The following is a 26,761-nucleotide window of genomic DNA, read 5'->3' on the forward strand; positions in this document are numbered from 1 at the left end:
TAGCCATCCATTTCCGGCTGATGGGCAACGTGTTCGGAGTTTTCCTAGAAAATTGCCTACCCTGTGCTTTGCTAGCCTTGACAGTGCCCTAGTTGAGTGGGTGCTGATACATTCATGACTGTTGATCAACCATCTATTGAGTCGCTATGTTTGATTGGGAAAGCCTCCGATATTTTATCGCTTTCGTTCGAGAAGGATCATTGGCAGCAGCAGCTCGGTCTTTAGGTGTCGAGCATGCCACGGTTGCAAGAAGGATCTCTGCCCTCGAAACCGCATTGAACATGAAGCTTGTCGACCGGAGAGCGCGCATGTACGCACTCACCGAGGACGGCCTCCGAGTGGGCGAGTATGCAGCGCTGATGGAGTCGGCATCGTTCGCGCTGGAACGCTTTGTCGATGGCGAGGAGTGTCGAGTGGAAGGTGAGGTCGTTTTATCAGCGCCTCCTGCCTACCTAGGCACTCTGGTCGCTCGCAGATTGGGGGAGCTACGTGAGCGTCATCCTCGACTTCAGATCAGGTTGGTGGGCGCAAAATCGACCGCGTCCTTGGCGAGAAAAGAAACGGATATCGCGATCACCTTCACTCGACCGGAAGAGCGGAGTGTTGTTGCCAAAAACTTGGGAACATTGTGCTTTTACGCTTGTGCGAGCGAGGCCTACTTGGCGAAGCGATCTCCTGAATACTTCGAGTTCATTGGCTATGATCGAAGCATGGTGGCGTCAGCACAGCAGAGATGGCTTATGGATCATCTCGATGGCCGGGAGCTTTCGGTGACCAGCAACGACTTGCGGATCCAGGCACTCGCAGCAGTTGGGGGAGCGGGAGTGGTTTACCTGCCGGACTTCTTGGTTGCCGAGTATGGGCTTGTGAGAGCTGACAAGGATATCCCTGCCCTTGAGCTTCCAATTTGGCTCGCATTCCACGAGGACTTGCGAAACTCAGTGAAGATCAGAGTGGTACTCGACTTCCTCATTGAAGGCTTGGGAAAAACCACATCAATGTGAATTTTTTCACACCCCGTTTGCGCCTCCTGCGAATGGGCGTCCATCAGTCCTCTGATTAATCTGGCCCGCAACCAGTTACCAGAGAGACCTCGCTCATGAACAGCACGACACCCCAACAGGGGACACTCGCTGTGTATCGAACAGCATGGATCGTCACCGCGATTTTTATCCTCTCCAACGCCGCTACTCCGCTCTACAGCATCTGGCAGCAGGCCTTAGGCTTTACGTCTGGAACCCTGGCCGTGATTTTCGCTTGCTACATCATCGGACTGCTGTTCACTCTGACGGTGGCAGGACAGCTATCCGACCACTACGGACGCAAAGCTCTGCTGCTGCCCTGCATCGGCTTGGCAATCATCGGCGCTATCCTGTTCCACCAGGCCGAAAGCATTGGTGCCCTCATGGCGGCTCGCTTCCTCACCGGTATATCTGTTGGATTGGTGGTATCCGGAGGTATGGCCAATGTCGTTGAGCACGCTCAACCGCACCGAAAGCACTTTGCTTCGTTGATGGCGTCTGTGGCGATGGTTACCGGTGCAGGTGCAGGGCCGTTACTGGCTGGCATCGTCGCGCAGTATTTCGCCACTCCCATTCACACGGTCTTTGAGATTGAGATCGCTCTTCTTTGCCTGGCGTTTTTTGCTCTTTTAGGCCAAAAAAACCGCAAGCTGGGGGTTGGTTCGTTCAAGCTGCGCTTACCAACCGTTCCGAAAGAGAGCGTAGGTATCGTGCTGCTGGGCATCGCTTTCTTTGGGCCCGGCCTCACATCTACTTCGTTCATCCTTTCCTTGGGCCCGAAGCTGATCGCCACGTTCATGGGAATGAGCAGTCCGTTGATTACCGGCTGCATGGCATTCTTCATGTTCATTGTCGCGGTAGGTGTCCAGTTCGCAGCCAAACGATTTGGCCATCGCACGATCTTCACCTTTAGCGGGGCGGCCACGATTGCGTCGATGAGTAGCGTCTGGATCGCCATGGAAATGAACTCTGTGTCCTGGCTGATTGCTTCAGCCCTCTTCGCCGGAGCAGGACAAGGGCTAGGCCAATTGGGTGGCCTCACACTTATCGCAGACAATGTCCGCAGCGAGCGGAGGGCTGAAGCCAATGCGATTTTCAATATGGGTGGGTACATTCCAGCTGGAACAATTCCAGTGGTCACCGGCTACTTGATCGACTTCTTCGGATTGTCCACGGGTATCACGACATTGGTAGCCATCATCGGATCCTTGGGATGCTTGGCCCTTATCCATGTCCACTGGCGAAGCCACACTAGCACCGGGCAGCTTGAGATAGAGCCTAATAAATGTCGTGGCAAGTAGAGCAAGCGTCGAGATATTTGGATTCCATCAAGGTCTGGAAGGATATGACCAGTCGCGTGGAAATTGAGTTGCAGACCCCGGTCACGCTTGCAGTACTTACGGGCAGCATGCCGTACCCGAGGGCGGATGGCTGAGCCGGGCGTGGGGGAATCTGTGCCTTTGGTTGCGTGGCTTCTTGAGGTGATGCTAGCGGCATGCTGACGCCGCAACCATGTGTGCTTCCGCTCACAGTCGTCGACACTTGATTTGACGTAACCCTGTCAGGCAACTAGCTTTCCATGCCTACTTCCTCCGATGCGCTGCGTCTGGGCGATAACACTGACAAGGACTGTTGCGTCATGACCATTTCCCTCAAGCACGGGCTTGCGGCATTGCTCTGCTGCGGTGCAGTTACTGCACAAGCCGAACCTTCCTCGGTCGGCGACTACTGGCTCATCCACCAGCAAGGCGGCATGTACAAGAACGAAGCCTTCGTCGTCGATGGCGAGCCTGCCAATATCTTCCAGCGCCCGGGCGGTATCCGTTCGCTTGGGGTATTCAGGCTTTACGAAGAGGGCGCCAAGCCGACCATGACCGCCTATGACGTCGAGGTCGATTGCGCCAAGAATCGTGTGCGCCTCAAGGGTGCGCAGAACGTCGACAAGTTCTACAACGATATCCGGCCGGTGAAGGTCTCCACTCAGTGGCAGAAGAAGCCCGAGACGTGGTTGGCGCAGAGCCGTGACTTTCTTTGCCAGCCAAGCCAGCGCCAGGCCAAGTTCATGATTCCGATGGGCAAGATGCTGCCCACCCAGATGGTGGCGACCGCTCCAGGCCTGTTCCAGTTGCGTAACCGAGAGCATGGCAGGGACCTCATCCTGAAGATGGTCGATCAGGCCTTCGACCAGATGCCCGCCCGGAATGCACCTGCCAAGGAGGTGGTGCGATGAAAACACTGCTCTCGCTGACGATCGCCGCACTGCTGCTCGTCGGCTGCTCTGCCATTCCGACCCTGCCCGAAGCCCAGGCCCGCAGTTACTGGAAGAACCGCCCGGTGGCCCAGGCAGTCGATCACTTCGGTACACCCAGCGAGATCGCGCTGGCACCGGAGAAGGACTGGGTGGTGCTGATCTATCGCCGCGACACCTCTTATGTGTCGCGTGAAGCGCTGGGTACCTACACCGGTCCGCAGAACGGCCAACTGGTGCATACCGAGTATTGGGGCGATGTGGTCAACTCGGCCAGCTGTGAAATCCGCGTGGCGGTCAATCGGGCCAGGCAGGTGGATTACCTGCTGACTCGGGGTCGCTGTGGTGGCATCAAGCTCACCCCCAGCGCCTGAGCAAGCTGGCTCGGGGCGCTCAGACCTGCTGCCTGAGCCGTTTCAACTGCTTCCTGGAACAAGCTCGATGAGAAATTCCCTGCCAGCTTCATCAGGCTGGCAGGGAATGGCCCCATCAGGCGGCCCGCTGCTCGCCCTTGAGCAACTTTTTCTGGGTTTCCATGGTTTGCCCGAGCTGTTCCAGCATATCTTTGCCAAGGAGTTTTTTGGCGGTCGGGAAGAGCTCGCCTTCTTCTTCCTCGATGTGATGCTCCAGCAGCTCTTTCATGACCTTGACCCGACCGGCAAACTCAACGGTGCCGGTGTCAGTGCCGAGAAGGTCAGGGATGACGAGGGAGTCGACAGTGCGGTGCTCCTCCTTGGCCTCGTAGTACATCTTCGCTTCTTCCTTGCCCCCGGCTTCCTTGATGGCCGGGTAGAGGATTTCCTCCTCGAGCGCCGTGTGAATCTGCAATTCCTGCTCGATTCTCTGCAGTAGCTCGGCACGTTTTTTCACGGCTCGCTCTGTGGTGGCGGACAGTTCTTCAAGAAGCTTCTTCACCAGCTTGTGATCCTGAATCAGCAAATCGATAGCGTTCATGGCGTTACCTCATCACGGGTTGAGAATACAAAACTTGCCTGGGGTTGAGTCACGGCGAAGCGGCGGGGTTCAACGTTCACGATGGGTGGCATCATCGATCCGGGCACAGATCAGCGATGACCAGCGCTCCCCGATTAACAGCCAGATGGATAAGGTCTTGTGATGGGTTGCCAAGTAGAAGGAATTTAGGCGTGGCGTGGAAATCATATGTCATGCGAGAGACATTGAATGCGCCAGATCCTTTCACCCACCCTCAACTGAACAAGAACAAAAGGGGGCTTACATGAGTTGTCTAATCTGCGCGGGTCAGGCTGAGTCCGTCGAATGCATCAGCGGCTGGGAAGAGCGGCGATGCTCCCGATGTGGTTGTTATCGGATGTCCCATTCACTCATTCTGATAATGATGGAAGAGGGGCAGATTTTCGATGCCGAACGTATGCGCGAGTGGTTGATGTCCCATCGCGACAGGATGCCCGTTCCCAGCATCGATCATGCCCAGGCGATATGGGTGCTTTAATCGGTTGGAATGATCGAGATCTTGCCGTTTCGCTCCACGATGGCAAATTTCACCTGCTCGATGTTTTCGATACCCTGGCTATCCCGCGCCGACTCAAGAATGTCGTCTTCCGTGAGGCGCGCGCGGCGCATTCGGTGATGCAGAAAGCGCCCGTTTTCGACGACCAGGGTAGCGTGCCCATCCAGAAGCCGCGCCAAGGGCTTGGAGTTGAGCTTCGCCAACGACAGCCCTACGTCGAGGACGATCAGCGTAGCAATCACCAGCATGGCGTTGGTGAACGAAAAATCCTCACCCAGCAGCGCCTGTTGAGTCGCCTCCCCAATAATCAGCAGCAAGACGAAGTCGAAGGTGGTCAGGTCGGCCAGAGAGCGTCGTCCGGCTACGCGGAATACCAGCATAAGGGCCAGGTACATCCCAGCTGCGCGGAGGATCGAATCCATGACGCACTCCTATGGGTAGAGGAATGTGGAGAAGTGGACAGCGCTTCGGGGGCCTGCCCTGACGACGCCCTCAAGGGTACCCACGTGATCATTTCGAAGCGTCAGGTACAAGGTGGCCACGCCGTCTTTGCGGGTACCCAGTTGCAGTAACAGGGCAGGGCCGTGCGACATCGAACGTTGCGGTTCCGGCTGCATCGTCTCGATACTGGCTGCGCGAAGTAAAGAGCCCTCGAGCTCTATCTCCACCGGCTGCCCAGGCTCGCCTCGAACAGTGATGTAGAGGTTGTCGGTCGTACCACTGCGACTGAGGCGCTGATACTCGACTTTGACACGACCATCCGGGCTGACCACCTCAGCATCGCTGAGCGGGCCGTTGCCGAACAGCCCTGCCAAGGCCAGCAGGACGATGATGACGAGTACATACCAGCCAACGCGCTCGAAGCGCCAGACGCGTTGCTGCATCGACATGTCTTCTTGAACAGGATTGCGTCTGGACGCCCATTCGTCTTCCGGCATGATCCCTTGCCCTCAGGCGCGCTCGCCGCGAAGCCAGCGTTGGTGATAGTGAGCAAGCCGCGTCAGCCCGAACAACGCTCCCTGGCGCATGACCTCAGACCGCTCACCGAAGAAACGTTGGGTACGGGTAAATACGGCTGTGGGCTCCCCGGCAAAAGCCCAGGCAAAGCACAGGGTGCCCGGTGGCACACCAGACTCAGGCGCGGGCCCCGCGACGCCGGTGGTTGCGATCGCAACATTGGCGTCGCTGTCTCTCAACGCCCCCAGCGCCATTTCCCAGGCTACTGGTTCGCTGGTCAGGCCGTAGCGTTCGATGGTTTCGGCGCTGACGCCAAGCAAGCGTTTCTTGGCGCTGGGGGAGTAGACCACATAGCCACTTTCCAGCACCTCCCCGGTGCCTGGCACCGCCGCCAGAAGCGCGACCATGCAGCCTGCCGTGCACGACTCTGCGGTCGTCAGGATCAACTTGTTGTCTTTGAGATAGCTGAGGGCAGTCAATACGGGTTCGCTTGCCATAAGACATCGACTCGCTTGTTGTTGTGCGGTGGACGCAATCAAGCGGTGATTGGTTCAGCGCAATCGGTGTCCACGGCGCAAAAACCAGCACGTGAGGAGGGGTAGCACAACGCTGATTCCATCCCGAAAATCAGGAAGTAGGCTCGCCTTCGGCGAGCCTCTTTTTCGTCAGAGGATCGGTTTCCCGCCGGTAACGGCGTACCGTGAACCACTGATGTAGCTCGCCTCGTCGGAGCCGAGCAGCACGTAGATTGGAGCGACCTCCACCGGCTGTCCTGGCCGCCCCATGGGGTAGCTGGAGCCGAAGTTTCTTACGGCCTCGTCGGGCATGGTAGCCGGGATCAAAGGCGTCCAGATGGGGCCGGGCGCAACGCTGTTGACTCGAATCCCTTTCTTCCCTAGTAGCTGAGCCAACCCAGCCGTGAAGTTGGCAATGGCGCCCTTGGTCGTGGCGTAGGCCAGCAAACTGGGGGATGGGTCGTCGGAGTTGACCGAGCTCGTGTTGATGATCGAGCTGCCCTTGGGCATGGAGGGTAATGCTGCTTTGCAGATCCTGAAGATAGCAGTGATGTTGGTATCGAAGGTTTTCACCCATTCCTCATCGCTGATCTCCTCCAGGGTTTCATGGGCCATCTGGAAGGCGGCGTTGTTGACCAGGATGTCGATACGCCCGAACTGTTTGACGGTCTTCTCGACGATGTCATGGCAGTGCTGTTTCTGCGCCAAGTCTCCAGGGAGCAGAAGACATTTTCGACCTGCTGCTTCGACCCAGCGCGCAGTGTCCTGCGCATCTTCATGTTCGTTGAGGTAAGCGATGGCGACGTCCGCACCCTCGCGTGCATAGGCGATGGCGACTGCCCGCCCGATGCCACTGTCAGCACCGGTGATGAGCGCAATCTTGCCTTCCAGGCGGTTGTGGCCGATATAAGACTGCTCACCACAATCTGGATAGGGCTCCATCTTGCGTTGTGAGCCGGGGACGCTTTGCGGTTGCGAAGGAAAGGGCGGAGTAGGGAAGTCTCGCATGGTAAAAGCTCCTGCGGTTGTGCCACGGATTTTTTAAGGCTGATCGTGTCAGCGCTCCTTGCCTTGTTGGGTGTGCTGAGAAAAGGCTCAACCGACCAGCATCTTGATCAGCTGCTCATTGAATGCCGGGATATCGTCCGGCTGGCGGCTGGTGATCAGGTTGCCATCCACCACTACTTTTTCATCAACCCAGTCACCGCCCGCATTGCGAATATCATCCTGCAGCGTCTTGTAGCTGGTCATCCGCTTGCCTTGGACCAGGCCGGTCGACACCAGCAGCCAGGCGCCATGACAGATGACCGCCAATGGCTTGTTTGCAGAGTCGTGGCTTTTCACCAGCTTCTGGGCGCCGGGTATCAGTCGGATGGTGTCGGAATTCTGCACGCCGCCCGGCAGCACGATGGCGTCATAGAGATCCAGGTGGGCACTGTCGAACGTTGCATCCACGGCAAACTCGTCTGCCGGCTTGTCATGGTTCCAGCCGCGTACAGTTCCCTCCTTGTCACTCAGGATGTCGACCACGGCGCCAGTTTTTTCCAGGGCGTCACGCGGGCCGGTGAGCTCTATCTGTTCAAACCCGTCAGTGACCAGGAAAGCCACGCGTTTGCCGCTCAGTTGCGCATTCATTGTGAATTCTCCGTTTACGATGGACCTGAAAGGGAAGGCCATTCCATCACCCGCGAAGTTCAAAGACGATGCTTCGAATCGCGTCAAGCTGACCAATGGGCAGCAATTGAAAAAAATTGCAGGCGTGATTGCTGGCGTGGCGTTGTATTTTGCCGCCTGGCGTTTCCTTTGAATTTTTCTCGTCCTTCGTCCCTCACAGGCACATGAGTAATATTGCCGGGAGGCTTTGCTATGCAACCAAAAACCGAAGGTCTTGAAGAGCACGGCCCAAGTGGTGTGCCGTTCATCAACGATCCAGAAAAACCGACTTCACCGCCTTTGAATGACGCTGACGCCACTGGTGCTGCAGAGGCTGAGGAAGACCTCGACGACGATGGCCAATCTCTCTGAAGAGCGCCAGGGCGAGTTCTCGCCCTGGCACCTTCAACATTGGCCAGCGGCCTTAGCTGTTGCGACCGCCACCGTGGCTGTTTTGTCCGCCCTTGCGGCCAGCCTCCGAGGCGCGTTCACGGTCGTTGGCAAAGTTGCCGCCCGAGGATTGGCCACCCTTGCGCCCCGCCTCGGACGCTTTCTCTCGGTCGTTGGCAAAATTGCCAGGGTTGTTCTGTGCAGTGCCGCCTTGATGCCCGCGATTGGTTTGGTTGTTAGCCATGATCTTTCACCTCATGTCAGTCACACAGGAAAGTCTGTGTTCAACTTCGACCGCTAGCCTGGAGGCAATCACTCCCACAAATTCGCATTCACCGGACGAAACGCGTGAAGTATTAGGCGCTTTATTTCATGTGTCCTAGAGCCTGCGCCGCAAGTAGCCTGAATCGCCACTTATCAGCCCTCTGGCATTGTTTCCACCAAAGGTGGTTGCTCAAAGAAATGCCTGCAATACCAGCCAATCGGCTGAACGCGGGCTGCTGGGACGGGGTCAACACCTTGCGATGGAGTGAGGAGGGTGAGCGGTGGAAATCAATGCATTATTGACCGAGCTGCTGAATGCTCGCGGCCCTGGCGGCCAGGAAGATGAGGTAAGGGCCATCTGTCAGCGCGAATTGGCTTCTTTCTGCGACGATGCGCATATTGACGGGGCTGGCAATGTCGTGGGCGTGGTTCGAGCGGGGCATTCCTGTAATCCAGAAGACGCCATCAGGGTCATGGCACACCTTGATGAGATCGCAATGATCGTCAAGAACGTCCGCGAGAATGGAACGCTGGAAGTTTTGGCCCTGGGTGGTGCTCAGCCGATCAGCTTCGCTGTCTGCCCAGTCGATATCCTTGGCGATGAACAAAACCTGCCCGGTGTTCTGTCCTATGGCTCGATGCACAACAGCGGTCGGACTTCCAATGGGCGAGATGTGCTCGCAGGCAATGTTCAGTGGAAGGATGTGTACGTGGTCACGCGCATGTCGAAGCGCGAGCTGCAAGGCGCCGGCGTGCGCCCCGGCACCCGCGTGGTGCTCAGTCAGCACTGGCGCAAACCGTTCACTGTCCATGACTGTGTGGCTGCCCATTTTCTTGATGACCGTGCACCGCTCACTGCGGTGATCGAGTGCGCCCGTTTGCTGCGAGCAAGGCGTGAGGAGTTGCACCAGGATGTGTGGTTCGTCTTGACCACGCTGGAAGAGGAATCCAATGCTGGTGCGCTCTACGCGGCAGCCAGGTTACCGGGAGAGACCACCATTGCAGTCGAGGTCGGGCCGGTGCTTGAAGAATATGGAACGGAGCTGACGGCCAACCCGATCATCAATACCGGCGATCAGAAGGGATACTACAGCCGCACCGTGGTGCAGGCGCTGATGACCGCTGCTCGGCGGGCAGGGTACATTCCCCAAACCGCATTGCTGGTAGATTTTGCATCCGATGCCAGCGCGGTGTTGAGTACAGGTATTGATGCCAGGGCTGGCTGCATCGCGATACCGACCGAAAATACCCATGGTTTCGAGATGGCCCTGCTGGAAGGAATCTCGGCCTGTGCCGTCACGCTCGTCGAATATCTGATAGATCCGCATCCTGACAAGCGATCCGACGCCTCATCCACAAGATGAGCGCCGCCCCGGATAGCTGAACCGCAACCCGCGCATGAGCGCGGGTCTCGGGCAGGGTCTATTTTTTACTCGGCAGTACTGAGCTGAACACTTGCTTGGCAGTCTGGACGATGACACCACCCTGATTCGGATCGCCATGAAGCAACGCACTGGCGAACTTCTTCGCTTGCTCAAGCTTGATGTGGGGTGGCAACGGCGGGACGTCCGGGTCGGTCTTGAACTCGATCAACACCGGTCGGTCGGCTGCCAGGGCGCGCTCCCAGGCGCTGGCAATGTCTTCTTCACGCTCCACATAGATGCCTTGCAGGCCAATGGAAATGGCGAACAGGTGATAGGGCACGTCCGGGATCGATTGCGAGGCCTCGAATTTGGGGTCACCTTCCATGACCCGTTGTTCCCAGGTCACCTGGTTGAGGTCTTCGTTGTTGAACACCGCGCAGATCCACTGCGGGTTGTCCCACTGGCGCCAGTACTTGGCCACGGTGATGAGCTCGGCCAGGTTGTTCATCTGCATCGCACCGTCACCCACCAACGCCACCACCGCGCGCTGAGGGTGGGCGAACTTCGCCGCGATGGCGTAAGGTACCGCCGCGCCCATGCTGGCAAGGCCGCCGGATAATGAGCATTGCATCCCTTGGCGGATCTTCAGGTCGCGGGCGAACCAGTTGGCGCACGACCCAGAGTCGCTGGTGACGATGGCGTGGTCCGGAAGGCGCGGGGAGAGTTCGCACACCACGCGTTGCGGGTTGATCGGGTCGGCCTTGGCCTGCGCGCGCTTTTCCAGGGTCTTGTCCCACTGTGTGCGCCAGCGTTCGACCTTGCCGCGCCAGCGCCGCTCGCTTTTGTGCTGCAGCAAGGGCAGCAACGCTTGCAGGGTTTCGCTGGCATCGCCGACCAGGTTGACTTCCATTGGATAGCGCAGGCTGAGCATGTCCGGTTGCAGGTCGATCTGCACGCCACGGGCCTGACCTTCCTTGGGCAGGAACTCGGCATATGGAAAGCCTGAGCCGATCATCAGCAAGGTGTCGCACTCGTTCATCAACTGGTAGCTCGGTTCCGTACCGAGCAGGCCGATGGCACCGGTGACCCAGGGCAGATCGTCAGGCAGCACGGCCTTGCCCAGCAGTGCCTTGGCCACGCCGGCGCCGAGCTTTTCGGCGACGGCGATGACCTGCTCGGTGGCCTGCAAGGCGCCGGCACCGACCAGGATCGCCACCTTTTTCCCGGCATTGAGCACCTCGGCCGCCAGCTGCAGGTCAGCGTCGAACGGCACGACCTTGGGCTTGCTGTAGCCGATGCCCGAATGCACCGTGCCGTGTGCCCTCGCCGGCTCCTGATAGGGCAGGTCCTGTAAGTCATTGGGCAGGATGATGGCGGTGACCCGACGTTCGCCGACGGCGGTACGCACTGCACGATCGAGCAGGTGCCGCACTTGCTCCGGGGTCGAGGCCTGCTGTACGAAGGCTCCGGCCACATCCTTGAACATCGACAACAGGTCGAGCTCTTGCTGGTAATGCCCGCCTAGCGCCGCACGCGCTTGCTGGCCAACGATGGCCAGTACCGGTTGGTGATCCATTCGTGCATCGTAGAGGCCGGTCAGCAGGTGCGAGGCGCCGGGTCCGGAGGTGGCGATGCACACACCGAGCTCGCCGGTGAACTTGGCGTGAGCGCTGGCCATGAATGCGGCCATCTCTTCATGGCGAGCCTGGATGAATTCAATCTTCCCGTTGGCTCGGCTCAATGCACCAAATACGCCATTGATGCCGTCCCCCGGGTAGCCGAAGATGCGTCGAACGCCCCACTGGTACAAGCGCTCGACCAGGAAGTCGCCTACCGTCGTTGTCATCGTCTTCTCCCTATCTGTGATCGATAGGGTCTGGACTGGGCCGCGGAGGGTAAAGTTTCAACAGGTTGTAGGTGGTCAGCCCATAGGAACCTCGGCACGGGTATGGCTTCTCAAGGACATTACCAGCCTGATCAGGATGCCTTCATGATTGCCATCGACAGTAGCGCCCAGCCCATCCAGGCCTTGCGATTCGAGGACGACGGCGCGACACCCAATAGCCGTTTCCCCGTGTTGCTCTACCGGCTGCAACTTGCGCCTGCGCATGACAACGCCAGCGCGTTCGAGTCCTTGTTCGCCGCTCATCAGTGGACCCCGCTGTGGCGGGCCCGGATTTTCGACTACCACCATTTCCACCCCAATGCACACGAGGTGCTCGGCGTTGCCTGCGGCCATGCTCGGCTCATGCTGGGCGGCGCAGCGGGTCAGGCGCTGACGGTCAAGGCGGGTGATGTTCTGGTTTTGCCGGCAGGGACAGGCCATCGTTGCATCTCGTCCAGCGACGAATTCCTGGTCGTGGGCGCCTATCCCCAAGGGCAGGAAGATTATGATACCCAGCGACCCGAAACCGGCGCTCACCAGCAGGCGCTGGCGCGTATTGCCCGAGTGCCGCACCCTGAGCAAGACCCGGTGACTGGCGCACATGGTGCGCTGATGAGGCTCTGGCAGTGATCAGCAGCAAACGCGTCAAAAGAACGCCTGGATTTCCGCTTGAGAGAAACCCAGGCGAGATCAGCTCGCCAACCGAACCTATGCCTCATCGAGATCGTTCACCGGCGCCGGCGTTGGGCATGGGTAATGACGAACCCGGCGAGGAACCCGATCACTGCGGCACTCAGCAACAAAGGGGTTTTGGCCTTCGGGGTTCTCCATCCGCCTTCGATACTTCGCCGACCAATCGGCGGTTCAAAGAGGTTGCCTGAAGACTTCGCTGCGCCAGGGCTACGGTTCAATCCCCAGCGCGTGAGCCATCCCGATAGCGCCGGTAACCCAGGCATCAGATAGCTGGCCAAATGCGCGAGGCGGGCGCTTGCACCGACAGTGGTGTTGGCGTGAGGTGAAATAGCGCAGGCTACCATCGCCTTTGCCACCAGCTCTGGATCGTAGATGGGCCCTGGCGGTTTGAGCGCATGGCCTGTGTAGTTGCCGCCATCGCGGAAGCCAGGGGTATCCATTACGGCTGGGTAGATGTCACAGACGTGGATGTCGGGGAATTCAGTGAGCTCGCCCCTGAGTGCCTGAGTGAGCCCGCGCAAGCCGAATTTGCTGGCTGAGTAGGCTGCGGCATAGGGTTGTGCAACCCAGCTCCCTAGCGACAAGGTGTTTATCAGCGTACCGCTGCCCTGTTTCTTGAAGTAGGGGAGCGCCACATAGGCCCCTCGAAGGTAGCCCACCAAGTCGGTCTGGATGACCTGCTCATGGGCTTCGAGCGGTGTCTCCTCGAAACTGCCCACCGCACCCACGCCCGCGTTGTTTATCCAGATGTCTATTCGGCCATGACCAAACTCGGCAGCACGTTCCGCCAAGGCGAGTACCTGATCGCTCTGGGTCATGTCGGTCGTTACGGCGACAGCATCGGTGCCGCAATCGGTGCATTCGTCCAGCGTTTCGAACAACGCCTGCTCATCTCGTGCGGCCAGAACCAGGCGCGCGCCTTTGCAGGCAAAGGCATGGGCTGCGGCGCGGCCTATGCCACTGGACGCTCCGGTGATCACCACCACCTTGCCGCGCAGCGGGCCTCTGATCGGCGAGCGAGTCAACGGGGGCGGCTCATCGGCGGGTGAAATGGGCTCGCTTATCGGCGCCGTGAAGGTCTCACTGGCTTCGATGCGCGAGAGCTGGAGGGAGGTACCGTCCACAAGATTCAAGGTCAAGTCGCTGATGGTGCCGGCCACCCGCCCAGGGAAAATGGGCTCGCCTTCAGCATCGAGACTGTCGTAGATGAATCGGTCGCCTTCCAGCCATCCGATAGCCGTCAAAAGCTCTGGGCTGAGGTAATACTTGCCGTCTTGGAAAAAGCCTGGGAACTGATGGGCGCGTTCAAGGTTTTCAACGCTGTACCGTTCACCTGGCTTCATGCCTGTCGCTTGATCAATCATGGTGCAAGCTCCCTAAAACGTGGGGGGTATTCAGGGGAAGGCTGTTAGGCGGGCAAAGTTCAGAGCAACTGGTTCAGTGGTGGTGTGATGCAGGCATGGATGACGTGACAAGCACTTCGAAGCTGGTTCCCTCGACAACCTGAGAGCATGGTGAAGGGACAGGCGCAGCACTTGGACCCCTGCGGTATGGCGCATTAAGCCGTTATGGCAACGCCAGTCGTCAATTGGGGTGAACGGAGGCAACGGAGTCAGGCTCAACCTGGAAGATTCGCTTCTCACTCCACTCGCCCTAGGACCTTCAAAATGCCCAGCTACCTGTACTTGATCAGCTATATCCTCGACAACCAGCCCGGTACTTGCGAGTTCCGCAGTGACCAGGAAGACCTGAGCCGCGAAGCTGCGCGCGAATACTTGCAGGGCCTGCACCGCAACGAAGCGTCTTCATTCACCGATGTGCAAGTGCAGCGTCTTGAGCATGACCACGAGCCCGGCACATCGCCAGGACACTACCAGCAACCCTGAGGGGTTGCCGGGATGAACGCGATAATCGAAATAAGCCAGGCAGAGCGCCGACTCGTCTCTGGCGCCTCTTGTTCGGCGCTTTGCGCTTATTGAACGACGACCTGCCTTGACGACTCCATTGCAGCAACACAGTGCATTTGGAATGCCATGATGATTCATCTGGGGTGCGCGGGCTGGAGCTTGTCCCGCCAGTACGCCGACGAGTTCCGGCTGCCGGGCAGCCACCTGCAGCGCTATGCCGCGCGGCTTGATGCCGTGGAGATCAACAGTTCGTTCTACCGTGCGCATCTACCTGCGACCTATGCCCGTTGGGCTTGCTCGGTTCCGGAACATTTTCGCTTCGCCGTCAAGCTGCCCAGGCTCATCACCCACGAGCTACGCCTGGAAGGCTGCGAGGTTGCGCTTGATGCGTTTCTTGGCCAATGCCGGCAATTGGGGGACCGCCTGGGCTGCCTGCTCGTTCAGTTGCCGCCATCGCTCGCCCATGATGCCGGGCGCGATCGGCGTTTCTTTGAAGTCCTGCGCGAACACTATGCCGGGCCGGTCGCGGTCGAGCCCAGGCACGCCAGTTGGCAAGCGGCGCAATCGATGTTGATCGACTTGCGTATTGCCCAGGTGGCGGCGAGCCCTTCACGCTTCGCTGCCGACGCGCAACCCGCTGGCTGGCCTGGATTGGTCTACTGGCGCTTGCACGGCGAGCCGCGGATCTACCACAGCGAGTATGCCCAACAGTACCTGGAGCAACTGGCTGAGCGGCTGCGGCGCAGCCAGGCTGCAGGTGCAGATACCTGGTGCATCTTCGACAACACGGCCTCCGGCGCAGCACTGGGTAACGCGCTGACGCTTGAGCGGTATCTGCGCTGATGCAAACCGGATCAAACTTTTTGGCTGCATTAGGGCTCTTCTGAGAACACATTAGACCGCGAGGAACAGCCCATGAAAGCTGACGATGGCAAGAACGGCGACAAAGTCCCACGGCCGCTCTCTTCTGAAGAAGCACAGCAAGGCGAGCGGGTGCCGGGCCCGGTGCTTGAGCGCCCGGATCGGGATACCGAGGCGGTGGACAAGATCATTACGCCCACCTCCATCAAGGAACAGGAGGAAAAGACGCGCCAGATCGAAAAGCGTCTGGCCGAGGTCGACAGGAAAGCCCGTCGCTGATTATCCGTGCAGGTGGCCGGGCGCTAAGCCCGGTTGTCGATTTTAAGGCGTGGTCCTCATGGGATAGCTGCCATGGGGAGGGTAGGCCACTGGGCAAGCGCGCCCGTATGCATGAGCGCTTGGCGAGATCTTCCGCTACCTGGGATTTGGGGTGATTGGACGCCCGCGGTCTGCTCGACACATTCGTTTTGGTTTAGATCGAACAGTGTCAGCGGGTTTGTATCACAGCGTATTGGCAGGCGGCGTTGATACCTTGTGATCGATTAATCCGGGTTCGTGACACAGGCCAGGTACTTTGCCGGCTTTAAATGGGCTCCATCGAAGCGAAGCAGCAACGCCTCGGTTCAAACGAACAGCCCATTGAAGCCCGGAGAGCCCGACCATGAACCGCAAAACCGTCTACGCCGCCTGCCTGTTCGCCGCACTGAATGTCTGCACCCTGGCTGCCCGCGCAGAAGCGGCCGACAACGTGCGCAACTACACCTACGGCACTCCGCTGGATATCAAGAAGGTGGTGTCGACCAGCCAGGATGACGCGCCGACCTGCGGACCGGTCAATGCCCGGCTGACCTACCTCGACTCGCACAATCAGACCCAAGTGATGAACTACCGTACCTTTTCCAGCAACTGCATCGGTGAAAACTGAAATCTACAACCGACTCGATCCGTCTACAGGGAGCGCAGCCATGAATTGGTAAACCCGGAACCACCAATGCCTGCCACGCAGGCGCGGGGCTCACTGCTCGTCAGCAGTGGGCCCCGTCAGCTGTGACGCCATGCGTACCAGCTCAGCCACCGAACGTGCTTTCATCTTGCGGGTGACCTTGCCGCGGTGGGCCTTCACCGTGATTTCGCTGATGTCGAGGTCCGCGGCGATGACCTTGTTCATGCAGCCAGCCACCACCCGGTTCATGATCTCCCGCTCGCGAGGGGTCAATGACGCATGGCGCATGCGAAGGTCGTGCAGGTGGTCTTCGCGCTCCAGCGCGCTGCGGCTTTTTTCCAGCGCGGCGCTGATGGCCGCGAGCAGAATGTCAGCGTCGAACGGCTTGGTCAGGAACTCCAGCGCGCCGGCCTTCATGGCGCGAACCGTGCCTGGAATATCGCCGTAGCCGGTGATGAAAATGATCGGCATGGTCGGCTGCGCGCCGGTCAGGTTGGCCTGTAAGTCCAAGCCGTTCAGGCCCGGCAGATTGATATCCAGCACCAGGCAACTGGGCACGACCTCCCGGGGGTGAGCGAGAAAGGTCTGGGCACAGGCGAACAGCCGCGGCTGCCAGTCGGCGAAGCGAATCAGCGGTTCCAGCGACTCGCGCACGGAAATATCGTCGTCCACGACATACACCACAGGCGTTGCAGTGGCCGTCACGGGGGCTGTGAGGGGGCAGGCGATCATCGGGTCAGATCCTTCAAGTCCTTGATCAACCAACCGGCAACGCGGCACTCAGTGCCTTGAGCAGTTGTGCTTCGCTAAAAGGCTTGGCCAGGCAGTCGACCACGCCGGCGCCCTGCAGGCGAGGGTCCCGGCAAGCATCGGTGTTGGCGGTGACGAGGATTACCGGCATGGCATGGCCGCAGGCTTGCAGGGCCTGGAGCAGATCCGGGCCTGACATGCCGGGCATCAGCACATCAAGGATCAGGCAGCGGATCTGCTGCAGGCCAGACGCGCTCAGCAAAGACTGGGCCGAAGCGAATGCTTCTACCGCGAACCCGAACTCTCTAAGCAGGTCGGGCAGTGACTCGCGGACCGACTCGTCGTCATCGACCACTGCTACGAGCAAGGGCCCTTTCATCCGTTTACCCCCTTGATGACACCGTCGGCTGTTGCTTCGCTGCTGGCTGTCGGCAGAGGAATGGCACAGTGAAAGGTTGCCCCCTGGCCATCATTGAGTGTGGCCCAGAGCTCCCCATTGTGGCGTTCGATGATCGAGCGGCTGATGGATAGGCCGATTCCCATCCCGGATTCCTTGGTGGTGTAGAACGTCTCAAACATGCGCTCCATGGCCTGGCGGTCGAAACCGCTGCCGTTGTCGCGTACAGCCAGGTGCACGCCATGTTGGCCGTCCAGAACCGTGGTCACCAGCAGCTGCCGTGCGGTGCCGGCCGCTTTGCGCATGGCTTCGATGGCGTTGATGATCAGGTTGAGGATCACCTGCTGCAGCTGCACGCGGTCCCCCATGACCGCTGGCAGCCCCTTGGCAAACTGCACCTGTAGCGCAATGCCGTTGCGCCGTAGCTCGCCGAGCAGCAGTGTGATGACTTCGTGCGCCGCCTCGTTTACATCGACTGCTTCGGTCATCACGCTTTGCCTGGCGAACAAGGCGCGCAGGCGCTTGATCACATCCGCAGCACGGTTGCCGTCACGAATGGTGCGCCGCGCGGTCTCCATCGCGCCATCGACGTTGGGTGGGGTGGCACCGAGCATGCGCAGGCAGGTGCTGGCGTTAGTGACAATGCCTGCCAGCGGCTGATTGACCTCATGGGCAATGGAGGCCGTGAGCGCGCCGAGGCTTGCTACCCGTGCCAGGTGGGCCATTTCCGATCGGACTTTGTCCAGCGCTTCTTCAGCCTGCTTGCGGTCTTCGATATCGGTGTTCTCGCCGTACCAGCACACCACTGCTCCGGCGTCATCACGTTGCGGCACGGCGCGGATCAGGAACCAGCGAAAGGCACCGTCGTAGCGTCTTAGCCGAGCTTCGTATTCACCTGGCGTGCCAGCCTGCATCAAGGCCACCCAGTACTGCTGCAGTCCTCCGGCGTCGTCCGGGTGCAGCGATGCGGTCCAGCCTTGGCCACGTGCCTGCTCTTGCGACATGCCGGTGTAATCGCACCAGCGCTGGTTAATGAAATTGACCTCGCCATTGGCGTCGGCGCTCCAGACGAAGCCGGGCACGGCATTGATTAGGTGGCTTAGGTCTGGTTCGTTGGGCATGACGATTCTCTGTGTTGCGGGCACCGCCGAGTGAGCGTGCACTGCGGCGGGAAATGTGCCGATAGATACCTAGGTGTCACTGCGCGACCGGTAGCTGCACCAGACCAGCAGGGACGCCAACAGCAGGCTGGCGGTGTACAGATTGAGCAGATGCTGTGATGTCCACTGGGCCTCGAGTAGCAAGCAGGCCACGCTGGGCGACAGAATTTCGCACAGTCGTCCGATGGCAAGTAACAGGTCGATGCCACTGCTTGCCAGCGCACAGAGTGGCGAGTTCCCAGAGTGAGGGCCGATGCCGGCGACTACCCGTTATGCCCTGTCAGCTTCTGTTAGCTGATTCAATCCTTCTGCGCCTGAGCGGGCCGGTTTGAGCGCCGTGGTCAGGCACAGCATCAAGACGAGCACGGCAAACAGCAGCTCGAACCCAAGGTCATGGTTGCCGGTGTAATCGCGCAGGGCGCCGAAGCAGATGGGTCCCAGTGCGGCGATCAGATAGCCGATGAACAGCATGAAAACGGTCCAGGCGCTGGCCTGCGCAGGTGTTTGCGCATGGTCCAGTGGCAGCGTCATGCCCACGGTGAAACCCATGCCCAGACCGGTAGCGACCAGCAGCACATACAGCGTCGGCGCTGCGGCAGGGGCGAAAGCCATGCCGGCAGCGCCGGCCAGGGCAAGCAAGGTCGACAGCGCCAGCACACCGCGACGGTCCTCGGGGTTACCGGGAACCACTCCGGCGACGATGCTCGCTACGGCAAACACCGCAGTGAACAGGCCGAGCAGAATGCCGGGAGGCAGGGATGTCAGCGCCCGTTCACTGGACGCCGGCGCCAGCCAGGCGAACAGCGCATAGACCACGAACTGACTGGCGCCGAAGTGCAGCGCTACCCGCCAGGCCTGCGGCTCGGCCCAGGGCAACCTGGTCGGCTGGTTGTCGAGCGGTGCGACTATCGGAGTGCTTACGCTCAAGCGCCTGCCCATCCACAGCCAGCTAAGCACCGCGCTCACGCACAGCATGCTCCAAATCCCGCTGCCTACGCGCCAGCTTTGCGCAAGCGCCGTAATGGGCGCGGTCAGGACTGCTGACAGGCTGGCCCCGACGCTCAGGCCGGCGGCGTAAATACCCATGAACAATGCCGGACGCTGGGGAAAGTGTGTTTTGATCCAGCCACCGATCAGCGCTCCGGCGATGGCGATGCCGACACTGACCAGGAAGGTGCTGAACAACAGCAGCATCGTGGTGCCGGCCAACGCTCGCAGCAGGCAGGCGGCGCCGAGCAGAACCAGTGCGGCAACCACGCAGCGATCGGTGCCGTGACGTCGGGCCAGGCTGGGTGCCAGCAAGGCCATGAGGCTCATGCAAACGTCCGGGATGGCGGTTAGCAAGGCTGCCTGGGTGAAGCTCAGGCCGAAGTGCTGCTGGATCGGCAGCAGGATCGGGCCGATGGAGACGATCGCCGGGCGCAGCGCCAGGGAAAGCACCAGCAGACCGATGATGGCCCGTAGATGATGTTTGTCGGATGCCATGTTGACGCGCCTTGTATCGGGTGGTTGCAAAGGATCGTAACGAGGCATTGGCGATGATAAGTGCCAAAATGTATCGGCCAAGTGACAACCTCAAAGGGTATGAGATGAACAGAGAAGCTCGGGCGCGCGACGACTCCGATGCGTTGTGTGGGCGTAGTGAGGACTATCGCGACTATCAGGACGTCGCGCTGCCGATGACGGCGCTGTTGCGCAACCAGCCCGCCGGCGCCTACAACGCACCGCATACCCATCGCCACGGCCAATTGCTCTACGCCACTCATGGTGTCATGCGCGTGGCGAAGGACGACGGGCTATGGTTTTTGCCACCCAGGCGCGCCCTGTGGATCCCGGCGGGCGTGGTGCATGACCAGCTGATGCTGGGTGCGGTCAGCATGCGCTCTATCTACATCCAGGCCGATCTCGCCGCCCGCTACGGTGAACGCTGCCGGGTGCTAGAGGTTTCCACGCTGTTGCGCGAGCTGATCCTGATACTGGCCAGCCAACCCATCGAATATGAGCTGGAGGGGCGTAATGCTCACGTGGTCGCGCTGATCCTCAGTGAACTGGAGTCTGCCCGGACCTTGCCGCTGCAGATTCCCTGGCCGGCCGATCGACGCTTGTTGCTGATCTGTAATGCGATCCTTGAGGCACCAGGGCATGCCCGCACCATCGAATATTGGGCGGACAAGGTCGGAGCCAGCTCGCGCACGCTGATTCGTCTGTTCCTCAAACAGACCGGCATGACATTCCGCAGCTGGGTACAGCAGGTACGTTTGGCCAGCGCCCTGGACCGGCTCGACAATGGCGAGGCGATCAGCGTCGTTGCGAAGGCGCTCGGTTATTCCAGCGTCAGCGCGTTCAGCAGTATGTTCCGTCGGGTGATGGGTGATTCGCCCAGTGCGTTCATGGCTGCGCGCTGAAGACGGTGTCAGCTGTTGGTCAACGCTTTGACCTGCTCGGTAACGAGGGCAGGGAGGCTCAGCTGAGCGCACAACCCACCGCCCTCACGGTTGCGCAATACCAGCGTGCCTTGCAGCGATATCGCCAGTTGCTGGGAGATGGCCAGGCCGAGCCCGGTTCCGCCTGTGTCGCGGTTGCGAGAGTTCTCCAGGCGATAGAAAGGCTTGAGCACTTCGGCCAGCAACTCGTCGGGAATGCCGGGGCCACGGTCAAGAATCTGGATGGTCAGGCTCCCAGCGCCGGGTCTCGTTACCGCGATCTCGACGTCTGAAGCATATTTCAGGGCGTTGTCCAGCAGATTCACCAGCAGCCGACGCAGGGCATGGGGGCGGGTGTCGAGTACAGCCTCGCAAGCCATGTCGAGGTTGATGTGTTTGCCGGTGTCGAGGTAATCGAACACCAGGCTCTCCAGGAAAGCCTGCACATCAATGCGGCGGCTTACTTCGGTCGAACTATCCATGCTGCGGGCGTAGGCCACGCCCTCTTGGACCAGATGCTGCATTTCACTCAGGTCGCTCCACAGCTTGTCTTTTTCGGGTGAATCGTCCATCAGCTCGGCGCGCAGCTTCATGCGCGTGATGGGCGTTTGCAGGTCATGTGAGATGGCCGCCAACAGTTGCATACGCTCTTTCACATGGGCGGCAATGCGTGCTTGCAGGGTGTTGAAGGCGACAGCGGCGTAGGCGACCTCCACCGGGCCCGACTCATCCAGGCGTGTGCCGGCGCCGTTTGGGTCGAGGCTGTCGACGGCTTTCGACAGGTGCGTCAGCGGGCGAATAGCCGTGCGCACCGCCAGCCAAGTACAGCCCAGCAGGAGTAGCAACTGGCCGACCAGCACCAGCGGCAGCCAGGCTGAGAGCGGTGAAATTGAAGGTCGCACATCAATGGTCAAGGGGCTGCCGTCGTGCAAGCGCAAGTGGGCCTGATAGTGAGGGCGCAGGTCTTCCAGCTGGATGTAGTTCAAGGTGTACTCGCGGCCCAGGGTCGCCTCCATGGATCGCACGAATTCCGGCGACGACGCCATGTCCAGAGGCTTGCCGGGTAAGCCCTCATCCAGCTGGTAACGATAGTTGGGGTGTACGAAACGCGGCAGCCACGCCTTGCGCTCTTCGGCTGGTAGGCGTTCGAGCATGGCCACGGTGGTGGTCAGGTCCTGCTCCAGGTTGCCCAGCATCAGGGTTTTGGCGCTTTGGTAGCGCTCATAGAACTGCAGGCCGAAAGACAGACCGTGAGCGATCACCAGGCTGACCAGGAAGATCAGCGACAGTCGGGAGGCCAGGGTGCGTGGCCAGCGCGTAGGCTTCATGCGGGTTCCCCCAGGATCTGCACAGCGTAGGAGAACACGTAGCCCTCGCTGCGCACGGTCTTCACATAGGCCGGGTCGCGGGCGTCGTCGCCCAGGCGCTGGCGCAGGCGGCTGACCAGCAGGTCGATCGAGCGGTCGAACAGGTCGGCGTCACGGCCTTGGGTCAGATTGAGCAACTGGTCGCGGCTCAGCACCCGCTGTGGGTGGTCGACGAACACCCGCAACAGGCGGTATTCCGCCCCGCTCAAGGCCACGACGGTGTCCTCGCTGTCGAGCAGGTGACGCGCCGTAGTGTCCAGTCGCCAGGCGCCAAACGCCAGCAACCGGTTGGCCTCGCTGACGATCAGATTGGGTGGCAGCATGCGTGTGCGACGCAGTATCGCGTTGATGCGCGCCAGCAGTTCGCGGGCGGCGAAAGGCTTGACCAAGTAATCGTCCGCGCCCATCTCAAGGCCGACGATGCGGTCGGCCTCTTCGTTGCGCGCGGTCAGCAGCAGCACTGGCGTTGCCTTGTGCTTGCCGGCACGCAATTCGCGGCAGAGCACCAGGCCATCGTCGCCAGGCATCATGATGTCAAGCACGATAAAGTCGACACGGTTTGACTCCAGGAAGTTGCGCATCTGCCTGCCGTCGGCCATGACGGTGGCGCGCAGGCCGTTCTTGCGCAGGTAGTTGCCCACCAGCTCCCTGATCTCGCGATCGTCGTCTACGATCAGGATGTGATCCACATGTTCCATCTGCGCTACCTTTTGCGTCTTGAACCTTGAGGCACGCACTTCTAGCGGTTGCTTGAGTGCTGCGCCATTGCATCAAGGTGTCGGTGCAAGGCTCAGCGTCACGGTAATGTTGTCCCGTGTCGCCTTGGGGTAGGGGCAATTCTGGTTGGCCGCCTGCACCAGCAGGGCTGGGTGCGTGCGCTGTACAGAAATTTTTCGACACTCAGCATGGGTAATTCTCGTGATCCGTACTCTGGCCTCCAGCGTGAAGCGCCAGGCAGCGGACTGCCCGTTATCTGCTGTTAGCTATTGTTAGCCGCGGATCGCGGGGAGCGGCGTCGATACCTTCGTATGCTGTCGGGTCAGGTGTGAGGGTGCTATCACTGGGCAGGCGTAACCGGTCAACCACCTTTCCCAAGAGAAAACCAAGATGCTCCTACATCAATCGACCTGGGTTGAAACCGAACGATTCCTCCAGCGCAGCCGAACCATCGTCATCCCGATCGGCTCCAACGAGCAGCATGGGCCGATGGGGCTGTTGGGTACCGACTGGATGTGCCCGGAAATCATCGCTTTTGAGGCGCAGAAGACGGCCGACATCCTTATCGCCCCGACCTTCAACATCGGTATGGCCCAGCACCATCTCGGTTTCCCCGGCACGATTTCGCTCAGACCATCGACCTTCATTGCCGCTATCACCGACTGGATCCGCTCGCTGGCGGTGCATGGCTTCGAGAAAATCCTCTTTCTCAATGGCCATGGCGGCAACGTGGCCTCAATCGAGGCTGCGTTTTCGGAAATCTACACCGAGGCCAGCTTTGCCCGCCGGCCAGCAGGGTTTGCTTTGAAGCTGTGCAACTGGTGGGATCTGGACGGGGTGGAAGCGCTAGCCCAGGAACAGTTCCCGACCGGGCATGGCATCCATGCCACGCCGTCGGAAATTGCCGTGACCCAATGGGCATACCCAGCGTGTATCAAGACAGCCGACTATGCGCCGCAGATCGCCAACTGGGGCCCCATCCGCGAAGCGCTGGATTTTCGCGCGCGCCACCCGGACGGGCGAATGGGATCTGACCCAGGCCAGGCGTCGCCGGAAAAGGGCCGGCAGTTGGTGATGATGGCTGTTCAGGGGTTGGTGAAGGTCGTGGACCAGTTCACCAACGAGCCCACGCCGGCGTGAAATGATCCCGCATCATTCTCCGAGGTCTTCGGTACTGGGCTGGCTGAACCAGGGGGCCAGACCCAGTGTAATGACCTTCCTGACCAGGCTATCGACATTGTGCTCAACTCGGCAAAGAACGCCGCCGCGCTCCTGCTGAAGCTGATTAACCCATCGGCGCAGTGCCGACCCGAAGAAGCCTTTCGAACGGGCCACTTCGGTATGGCTGTAGCCTTGACAGTTAGACAGCTAAAGCGGCGAAGGTCGAGCTCCTTGGCTCTGCCTTGGATTATTTATGTCGGCTTGCAACCGATGCGATCTCGACCTTCGCCCCTTTCGGCAGGCGTGTGATTTCAACAGTGACCCTGGCGGGATAGACAGTGGAAAAATAGGTGCCGTACACCTCGTTCATTTTGCCAAAATCTTCCAGGTCCGTGAGGTAGACGGTGGTGGACACGATATCGCTCATCTTCAGCCCGTCGACTGCAAGAATGGATTTGATGTTTTCCAGTGATTGCCGAGTCTGTGATTCGATAGTGTCATCTATAGGCAGGCTTCCGGTAGCCGGGTCAATTGGCAGTTGCCCTGAAAGATACAGCGTATCTCCAGCGCGAATCGCTTGTGAATAGGGCCCTATGGCGGCTGGCGCGTTTGTGGTTGTCACGACCGCATCGCCGCCAGGTGAAGTCGCAGCCGCTGAAAACTGGGAATGGAGTGCGATCAAGGCGAGAGCTGATATCCAGCCGGTGGGGATGCGTGCGGTCTTGAGTTTCGAGCGAATGATCATGGCAGCAAGCTCTGAATATTAGGGTAGGGCGCCAGCCAATTTCACTAGCATATCCAGTTGGTTTCGATTTTGATCTGCCTGGTAAGTCTGTGTGTCACCGGGCCGACAGACACGCTTTATGCCAAGGGGCAGGCCTTGGGGCGATACCTTCAACGGACGCTCCAGCAATGAATCGGTATCACCGGGCGCTAACGGCTCGGCCTCGGACTAGGCCATTACGCCAAATCGTATTTCTCACGCACCAGATGAGCGATGCCCATGCGTTCCAACACACTCATGGGGCACAGAAAGGTCACGCGCACTGTACCGGGCAGGCGGCTGATGTCGATGGAGCCGGTGATGGTCGCGCGATTAAGTATTTCGTCATACGGCAGGCCAGTGACATTAGCGGCGCGCTGCAGGCCGTTCTCCACAGCCAGGTTGAGATTTTCGCCGCTGCCTATGAAGGTGATTGGACCGCTCTGCTCGATTTCCTGCTGGCCCCAGTGCGCGCTCAGCGCACGGACATCAGCGCGCTGACGGGCATTCATCGGCCGCGCCATCGGCGGCAGATCATCGATGTTTTGCAGGAGGATCGGACCTTCCAGCGTCAGGTTCTTCACCACCTCCACCACCACTTCGGTTTCCCCAGAGCAATCGGTGGCATGCCCAGCAATTTCACCGTTGCCCTGCTGGGCGTGCATGTCGCCCATGTACACCCCGGCGCCCGGCACTTTCACCGGGCAGATCAGCACACAACCCTCGCGGACCGAGTTGGTGTCCATGTGGCCATCGGTCTTGGCCGCGTGCAGCTCTTCTCTTGTCATACCGAAACGGTGCGGGGCGCTGATCAGGTACTGGCCGAAATCCGCGCAGTTATGGGAATCGGGCAAGTCTCGCGACGGCAGGGTGCCAATATTGCCGAGAAACGGCCGCATGTGCGCGGCGACACCAGGGATATCGGCGCGGGCTAGGGACAGGATCGAATGCTGGGCGGCGAATTCCGGCAGTGCTGACATTTCAGACGCCTTGCCGGCCAGACGATTGGCGATGTCCTGATTGACCGTCAGGCTGACCTGATTCTGCGCATCGAACACGATAACGTAACCATGGCTGAAGCGGAACGCACTGACTTCGGCGCCGCAGTGGTTACAGCGAATCGAGTCTTCGCCGATGCCTTCGACATGGCTGGCCGGGTGTTCGGTGCCGCAATTGGCGCAGAACTTGGAAACGAACGGATCACCATTGTAGCGACCCTCGACGAACGACATGACCCCGGACGATGTGGCCAGGGAGGTGACGCGCATGGTTTTGATCTTGATCGCCACGGCATCGCCGATTTCAGCGCCGTCAATGGCCACCGGTTGCGTCACCTCATGGCCGCCCTCGAAGGCCGGGGTGATCATCGGTCCCCAGCAGCCCGGCGGCGTGCCGGTGATCAGGGTGCCGCGATCAGCCAGCGGGCCGAGCATAGTCAGGCTCGGCCCGATGATTCCATGGGTGTATTGATCGACCCGCAGGCGGTCGACCGGCCCGACATTGAGGGTGGAATCAGGAACAGGCGTTGTCATTGTGGTCCCCTTGGGAATCAGGAGCGAACGGCTGCCGGCTGAGGCAGCCCGAGAAGGGTCAAACAGCCTGCATAGTTCAGCGCAGCTTTGTATCTACTTTGTGTTCGGGGAAGCTGGGAAATTACGGGGACTGTATCGGAGGGCTGCGTGGATACATTGCGATACACGCAACAGAAGATCTCGTCGCGTCGGGCCGCGGTGCTTCTCTGCCGAATAAAACTTAATGCACGACCCTGCAACGGGAACACACACGGCTGTAGGAGCGAGCATGCTCGCTACAGGACTGCGGCTTGGCAGTGC

31 protein-coding genes are annotated in these 26,761 nt (G+C 59.8%); 14 read left to right on the plus strand and 17 right to left on the minus strand.

The annotated features are described in order from the left end of the window. Positions 1–146 precede the first annotated feature (146 nt). The 4 genes from APH44_RS16950 to APH44_RS16965 all read left to right on the plus strand — a co-directional run bounded on the left by APH44_RS16950 (position 147) and on the right by APH44_RS16965 (position 3,644). Positions 147–1,004 carry a LysR family transcriptional regulator gene (locus tag APH44_RS16950; protein WP_054893719.1) on the plus strand — a complete coding sequence of 286 codons (858 nt, stop codon included), beginning with the start codon at positions 147–149 and terminating at the stop codon, positions 1,002–1,004. 95 nt (positions 1,005–1,099) lie between these two features. After that, positions 1,100–2,323 (plus strand): MFS transporter, encoded by a 1,224-nt coding sequence (locus APH44_RS16955; RefSeq protein WP_054893720.1) that lies wholly within the window; start codon positions 1,100–1,102, stop codon positions 2,321–2,323. A gap of 338 nt (positions 2,324–2,661) precedes the next feature. Next, positions 2,662–3,252, plus strand: coding sequence for a hypothetical protein (locus tag APH44_RS16960; RefSeq protein WP_054893721.1), 591 nt, complete (start codon positions 2,662–2,664; stop codon positions 3,250–3,252). Continuing rightward, the gene (locus APH44_RS16965) at positions 3,249–3,644 is read left to right on the plus strand and encodes a hypothetical protein (RefSeq protein WP_054893722.1); all 396 of its coding nucleotides are present in this window, start codon (positions 3,249–3,251) and stop codon (positions 3,642–3,644) included. The genes APH44_RS16960 and APH44_RS16965 overlap by 4 nt, the downstream gene beginning before the upstream one ends. Positions 3,645–3,759: 115 nt before the next feature. On the opposite strand, the gene APH44_RS16970 is transcribed toward APH44_RS16965, so the two are convergent. The 6 genes from APH44_RS16970 to APH44_RS16995 form a co-directional block, all read right to left on the minus strand. Beyond that, a complete protein-coding gene (locus APH44_RS16970) occupies positions 3,760–4,224 on the minus strand; it encodes a hemerythrin domain-containing protein (protein WP_054893723.1) in 465 nt (154 codons plus the stop codon). Positions 4,225–4,737: 513 nt separating this feature from the next. Next, on the minus strand, positions 4,738–5,181 hold the full coding sequence (locus tag APH44_RS16975; protein ID WP_054893724.1) for a DUF421 domain-containing protein: 444 nt from the start codon (positions 5,179–5,181) through the stop codon (positions 4,738–4,740). 9 nt (positions 5,182–5,190) lie between these two features. Beyond that, a complete protein-coding gene (locus APH44_RS16980) occupies positions 5,191–5,697 on the minus strand; it encodes a hypothetical protein (RefSeq protein ID WP_054893725.1) in 507 nt (168 codons plus the stop codon). 12 nt (positions 5,698–5,709) lie between these two features. Then, positions 5,710–6,213, minus strand: coding sequence for a CinA family protein (locus APH44_RS16985; protein ID WP_054893726.1), 504 nt, complete (start codon positions 6,211–6,213; stop codon positions 5,710–5,712). A gap of 168 nt (positions 6,214–6,381) precedes the next feature. Then, entirely contained in the window at positions 6,382–7,239 is an 858-nt protein-coding gene (locus tag APH44_RS16990; RefSeq protein ID WP_054893727.1) for an SDR family oxidoreductase, read from the minus strand. An 87-nt stretch (positions 7,240–7,326) separates the two neighbouring features. After that, the gene (locus APH44_RS16995; RefSeq protein WP_054893728.1) at positions 7,327–7,866 is read right to left on the minus strand and encodes a type 1 glutamine amidotransferase domain-containing protein; all 540 of its coding nucleotides are present in this window, start codon (positions 7,864–7,866) and stop codon (positions 7,327–7,329) included. A 19-nt stretch (positions 7,867–7,885) separates the two neighbouring features. On the opposite strand from APH44_RS16995, the gene APH44_RS29790 reads away from it, so the two are divergent. Together APH44_RS29790 and APH44_RS30090 are read left to right on the plus strand one after the other, a co-directional pair. Continuing rightward, positions 7,886–8,038: a hypothetical protein gene (locus APH44_RS29790; RefSeq protein WP_156343768.1), complete on the plus strand. Its 153-nt coding sequence runs from the start codon at positions 7,886–7,888 to the stop codon at positions 8,036–8,038. Positions 8,039–8,097: 59 nt separating this feature from the next. Continuing rightward, positions 8,098–8,256, plus strand: a complete 159-nt coding sequence (locus tag APH44_RS30090; protein ID WP_177339376.1) for a hypothetical protein — start codon at positions 8,098–8,100, stop codon at positions 8,254–8,256. A gap of 52 nt (positions 8,257–8,308) precedes the next feature. Here the strand turns inward: APH44_RS30090 and APH44_RS17000 are convergent, their stop codons facing one another. Further along, on the minus strand, positions 8,309–8,518 hold the full coding sequence (locus APH44_RS17000) for a general stress protein (protein ID WP_051096970.1): 210 nt from the start codon (positions 8,516–8,518) through the stop codon (positions 8,309–8,311). Positions 8,519–8,819: 301 nt separating this feature from the next. On the opposite strand from APH44_RS17000, the gene APH44_RS17005 reads away from it, so the two are divergent. Then, entirely contained in the window at positions 8,820–9,902 is a 1,083-nt protein-coding gene (locus APH44_RS17005) for a M28 family peptidase (protein ID WP_054893729.1), read from the plus strand. Between the two features lie 58 nt (positions 9,903–9,960). Here the strand turns inward: APH44_RS17005 and APH44_RS17010 are convergent, their stop codons facing one another. Further along, the gene (locus APH44_RS17010) at positions 9,961–11,748 is read right to left on the minus strand and encodes a thiamine pyrophosphate-requiring protein (RefSeq protein WP_054893730.1); all 1,788 of its coding nucleotides are present in this window, start codon (positions 11,746–11,748) and stop codon (positions 9,961–9,963) included. 144 nt (positions 11,749–11,892) lie between these two features. On the opposite strand from APH44_RS17010, the gene APH44_RS17015 reads away from it, so the two are divergent. Then, entirely contained in the window at positions 11,893–12,417 is a 525-nt protein-coding gene (locus APH44_RS17015; protein ID WP_054893731.1) for a cupin domain-containing protein, read from the plus strand. A 98-nt stretch (positions 12,418–12,515) separates the two neighbouring features. Here the strand turns inward: APH44_RS17015 and APH44_RS17020 are convergent, their stop codons facing one another. Further along, on the minus strand, positions 12,516–13,844 hold the full coding sequence (locus APH44_RS17020) for an SDR family oxidoreductase (RefSeq protein WP_054893732.1): 1,329 nt from the start codon (positions 13,842–13,844) through the stop codon (positions 12,516–12,518). 303 nt (positions 13,845–14,147) lie between these two features. Here APH44_RS17020 and APH44_RS17025 point away from each other — a divergent pair, with 303 nt between their 5' ends. The 4 genes from APH44_RS17025 to APH44_RS17040 all read left to right on the plus strand — a co-directional run bounded on the left by APH44_RS17025 (position 14,148) and on the right by APH44_RS17040 (position 16,173). Then, a complete protein-coding gene (locus APH44_RS17025; protein ID WP_054893733.1) occupies positions 14,148–14,366 on the plus strand; it encodes a hypothetical protein in 219 nt (72 codons plus the stop codon). A gap of 150 nt (positions 14,367–14,516) precedes the next feature. Continuing rightward, positions 14,517–15,230: a DUF72 domain-containing protein gene (locus APH44_RS17030; RefSeq protein WP_054893734.1), complete on the plus strand. Its 714-nt coding sequence runs from the start codon at positions 14,517–14,519 to the stop codon at positions 15,228–15,230. Between the two features lie 72 nt (positions 15,231–15,302). Beyond that, positions 15,303–15,527: a hypothetical protein gene (locus APH44_RS17035; protein WP_054893735.1), complete on the plus strand. Its 225-nt coding sequence runs from the start codon at positions 15,303–15,305 to the stop codon at positions 15,525–15,527. 382 nt (positions 15,528–15,909) lie between these two features. Beyond that, positions 15,910–16,173 (plus strand): DUF2790 domain-containing protein, encoded by a 264-nt coding sequence (locus APH44_RS17040; RefSeq protein ID WP_054893736.1) that lies wholly within the window; start codon positions 15,910–15,912, stop codon positions 16,171–16,173. Positions 16,174–16,263: 90 nt separating this feature from the next. Here the strand turns inward: APH44_RS17040 and APH44_RS17045 are convergent, their stop codons facing one another. The 4 genes from APH44_RS17045 to APH44_RS17060 all read right to left on the minus strand — a co-directional run bounded on the left by APH44_RS17045 (position 16,264) and on the right by APH44_RS17060 (position 19,983). Beyond that, positions 16,264–16,923 carry a response regulator transcription factor gene (locus APH44_RS17045; RefSeq protein ID WP_054893737.1) on the minus strand — a complete coding sequence of 220 codons (660 nt, stop codon included), beginning with the start codon at positions 16,921–16,923 and terminating at the stop codon, positions 16,264–16,266. 25 nt (positions 16,924–16,948) lie between these two features. Then, positions 16,949–17,320 (minus strand): response regulator transcription factor, encoded by a 372-nt coding sequence (locus tag APH44_RS17050; RefSeq protein WP_054893738.1) that lies wholly within the window; start codon positions 17,318–17,320, stop codon positions 16,949–16,951. After that, entirely contained in the window at positions 17,317–18,459 is a 1,143-nt protein-coding gene (locus APH44_RS17055) for an ATP-binding protein (RefSeq protein ID WP_082420937.1), read from the minus strand. Before APH44_RS17055 ends, APH44_RS17050 begins: the two co-directional genes overlap by 4 nt. 309 nt (positions 18,460–18,768) lie before the next feature. Beyond that, complete coding sequence (locus tag APH44_RS17060; RefSeq protein WP_177339375.1) at positions 18,769–19,983, minus strand: CynX/NimT family MFS transporter; 1,215 nt, start codon at positions 19,981–19,983, stop codon at positions 18,769–18,771. A gap of 104 nt (positions 19,984–20,087) precedes the next feature. Between APH44_RS17060 and APH44_RS17065 the strand changes: the two genes are divergently transcribed. Continuing rightward, a complete protein-coding gene (locus tag APH44_RS17065; protein WP_054893775.1) occupies positions 20,088–20,903 on the plus strand; it encodes a helix-turn-helix domain-containing protein in 816 nt (271 codons plus the stop codon). Positions 20,904–20,911: 8 nt separating this feature from the next. Here the strand turns inward: APH44_RS17065 and APH44_RS17070 are convergent, their stop codons facing one another. Both APH44_RS17070 and APH44_RS17075 read right to left on the minus strand, forming a co-directional pair. Continuing rightward, on the minus strand, positions 20,912–22,249 hold the full coding sequence (locus APH44_RS17070; protein ID WP_054893740.1) for a HAMP domain-containing sensor histidine kinase: 1,338 nt from the start codon (positions 22,247–22,249) through the stop codon (positions 20,912–20,914). Continuing rightward, a complete protein-coding gene (locus APH44_RS17075) occupies positions 22,246–22,986 on the minus strand; it encodes a response regulator (RefSeq protein WP_054893741.1) in 741 nt (246 codons plus the stop codon). The genes APH44_RS17070 and APH44_RS17075 overlap by 4 nt, the downstream gene beginning before the upstream one ends. A 409-nt stretch (positions 22,987–23,395) precedes the next feature. On the opposite strand from APH44_RS17075, the gene APH44_RS17080 reads away from it, so the two are divergent. Continuing rightward, positions 23,396–24,145 carry a creatininase family protein gene (locus APH44_RS17080; RefSeq protein ID WP_054893742.1) on the plus strand — a complete coding sequence of 250 codons (750 nt, stop codon included), beginning with the start codon at positions 23,396–23,398 and terminating at the stop codon, positions 24,143–24,145. Between the two features lie 268 nt (positions 24,146–24,413). Here the strand turns inward: APH44_RS17080 and APH44_RS17085 are convergent, their stop codons facing one another. Both APH44_RS17085 and APH44_RS17090 read right to left on the minus strand, forming a co-directional pair. After that, entirely contained in the window at positions 24,414–24,845 is a 432-nt protein-coding gene (locus APH44_RS17085) for a RidA family protein (RefSeq protein ID WP_371105608.1), read from the minus strand. Positions 24,846–25,126: 281 nt separating this feature from the next. Beyond that, positions 25,127–26,461 (minus strand): acetamidase/formamidase family protein, encoded by a 1,335-nt coding sequence (locus APH44_RS17090; RefSeq protein WP_054893743.1) that lies wholly within the window; start codon positions 26,459–26,461, stop codon positions 25,127–25,129. Positions 26,462–26,761: the final 300 nt, after the last annotated feature.

This window comes from Pseudomonas sp. NBRC 111143 (genome assembly GCF_001320965.1).
GTDB classification, from domain to species: domain Bacteria; phylum Pseudomonadota; class Gammaproteobacteria; order Pseudomonadales; family Pseudomonadaceae; genus Aquipseudomonas; species Aquipseudomonas machongensis.

Excerpts from the sequence above, each read along its gene's own strand:
- APH44_RS16950 (WP_054893719.1), top strand. The coding sequence starts at position 147 with ATGTTTGATTGGGAAAGCCTCCGATATTTTATCGCTTTCGTTCGAGAA.
- APH44_RS16955 (WP_054893720.1), top strand. The coding sequence starts at position 1,100 with ATGAACAGCACGACACCCCAACAGGGGACACTCGCTGTGTATCGAACA.
- APH44_RS16960 (WP_054893721.1), top strand. The coding sequence starts at position 2,662 with ATGACCATTTCCCTCAAGCACGGGCTTGCGGCATTGCTCTGCTGCGGT.
- APH44_RS16965 (WP_054893722.1), top strand. The coding sequence starts at position 3,249 with ATGAAAACACTGCTCTCGCTGACGATCGCCGCACTGCTGCTCGTCGGC.
- APH44_RS16970 (WP_054893723.1), bottom strand. The coding sequence starts at position 4,224 with ATGAACGCTATCGATTTGCTGATTCAGGATCACAAGCTGGTGAAGAAG.
- APH44_RS16975 (WP_054893724.1), bottom strand. The coding sequence starts at position 5,181 with ATGGATTCGATCCTCCGCGCAGCTGGGATGTACCTGGCCCTTATGCTG.
- APH44_RS16980 (WP_054893725.1), bottom strand. The coding sequence starts at position 5,697 with ATGCCGGAAGACGAATGGGCGTCCAGACGCAATCCTGTTCAAGAAGAC.
- APH44_RS16985 (WP_054893726.1), bottom strand. The coding sequence starts at position 6,213 with ATGGCAAGCGAACCCGTATTGACTGCCCTCAGCTATCTCAAAGACAAC.
- APH44_RS16990 (WP_054893727.1), bottom strand. The coding sequence starts at position 7,239 with ATGCGAGACTTCCCTACTCCGCCCTTTCCTTCGCAACCGCAAAGCGTC.
- APH44_RS16995 (WP_054893728.1), bottom strand. The coding sequence starts at position 7,866 with ATGAATGCGCAACTGAGCGGCAAACGCGTGGCTTTCCTGGTCACTGAC.
- APH44_RS29790 (WP_156343768.1), top strand. The coding sequence starts at position 7,886 with ATGGACCTGAAAGGGAAGGCCATTCCATCACCCGCGAAGTTCAAAGAC.
- APH44_RS30090 (WP_177339376.1), top strand. The coding sequence starts at position 8,098 with ATGCAACCAAAAACCGAAGGTCTTGAAGAGCACGGCCCAAGTGGTGTG.
- APH44_RS17000 (WP_051096970.1), bottom strand. The coding sequence starts at position 8,518 with ATGGCTAACAACCAAACCAATCGCGGGCATCAAGGCGGCACTGCACAG.
- APH44_RS17010 (WP_054893730.1), bottom strand. The coding sequence starts at position 11,748 with ATGACAACGACGGTAGGCGACTTCCTGGTCGAGCGCTTGTACCAGTGG.
- APH44_RS17015 (WP_054893731.1), top strand. The coding sequence starts at position 11,893 with ATGATTGCCATCGACAGTAGCGCCCAGCCCATCCAGGCCTTGCGATTC.
- APH44_RS17020 (WP_054893732.1), bottom strand. The coding sequence starts at position 13,844 with ATGATTGATCAAGCGACAGGCATGAAGCCAGGTGAACGGTACAGCGTT.
- APH44_RS17025 (WP_054893733.1), top strand. The coding sequence starts at position 14,148 with ATGCCCAGCTACCTGTACTTGATCAGCTATATCCTCGACAACCAGCCC.
- APH44_RS17030 (WP_054893734.1), top strand. The coding sequence starts at position 14,517 with ATGATTCATCTGGGGTGCGCGGGCTGGAGCTTGTCCCGCCAGTACGCC.
- APH44_RS17035 (WP_054893735.1), top strand. The coding sequence starts at position 15,303 with ATGAAAGCTGACGATGGCAAGAACGGCGACAAAGTCCCACGGCCGCTC.
- APH44_RS17040 (WP_054893736.1), top strand. The coding sequence starts at position 15,910 with ATGAACCGCAAAACCGTCTACGCCGCCTGCCTGTTCGCCGCACTGAAT.
- APH44_RS17045 (WP_054893737.1), bottom strand. The coding sequence starts at position 16,923 with ATGATCGCCTGCCCCCTCACAGCCCCCGTGACGGCCACTGCAACGCCT.
- APH44_RS17050 (WP_054893738.1), bottom strand. The coding sequence starts at position 17,320 with ATGAAAGGGCCCTTGCTCGTAGCAGTGGTCGATGACGACGAGTCGGTC.
- APH44_RS17055 (WP_082420937.1), bottom strand. The coding sequence starts at position 18,459 with ATGCCCAACGAACCAGACCTAAGCCACCTAATCAATGCCGTGCCCGGC.
- APH44_RS17060 (WP_177339375.1), bottom strand. The coding sequence starts at position 19,983 with ATGGCATCCGACAAACATCATCTACGGGCCATCATCGGTCTGCTGGTG.
- APH44_RS17065 (WP_054893775.1), top strand. The coding sequence starts at position 20,088 with ATGAACAGAGAAGCTCGGGCGCGCGACGACTCCGATGCGTTGTGTGGG.
- APH44_RS17070 (WP_054893740.1), bottom strand. The coding sequence starts at position 22,249 with ATGAAGCCTACGCGCTGGCCACGCACCCTGGCCTCCCGACTGTCGCTG.
- APH44_RS17075 (WP_054893741.1), bottom strand. The coding sequence starts at position 22,986 with ATGGAACATGTGGATCACATCCTGATCGTAGACGACGATCGCGAGATC.
- APH44_RS17080 (WP_054893742.1), top strand. The coding sequence starts at position 23,396 with ATGCTCCTACATCAATCGACCTGGGTTGAAACCGAACGATTCCTCCAG.
- APH44_RS17090 (WP_054893743.1), bottom strand. The coding sequence starts at position 26,461 with ATGACAACGCCTGTTCCTGATTCCACCCTCAATGTCGGGCCGGTCGAC.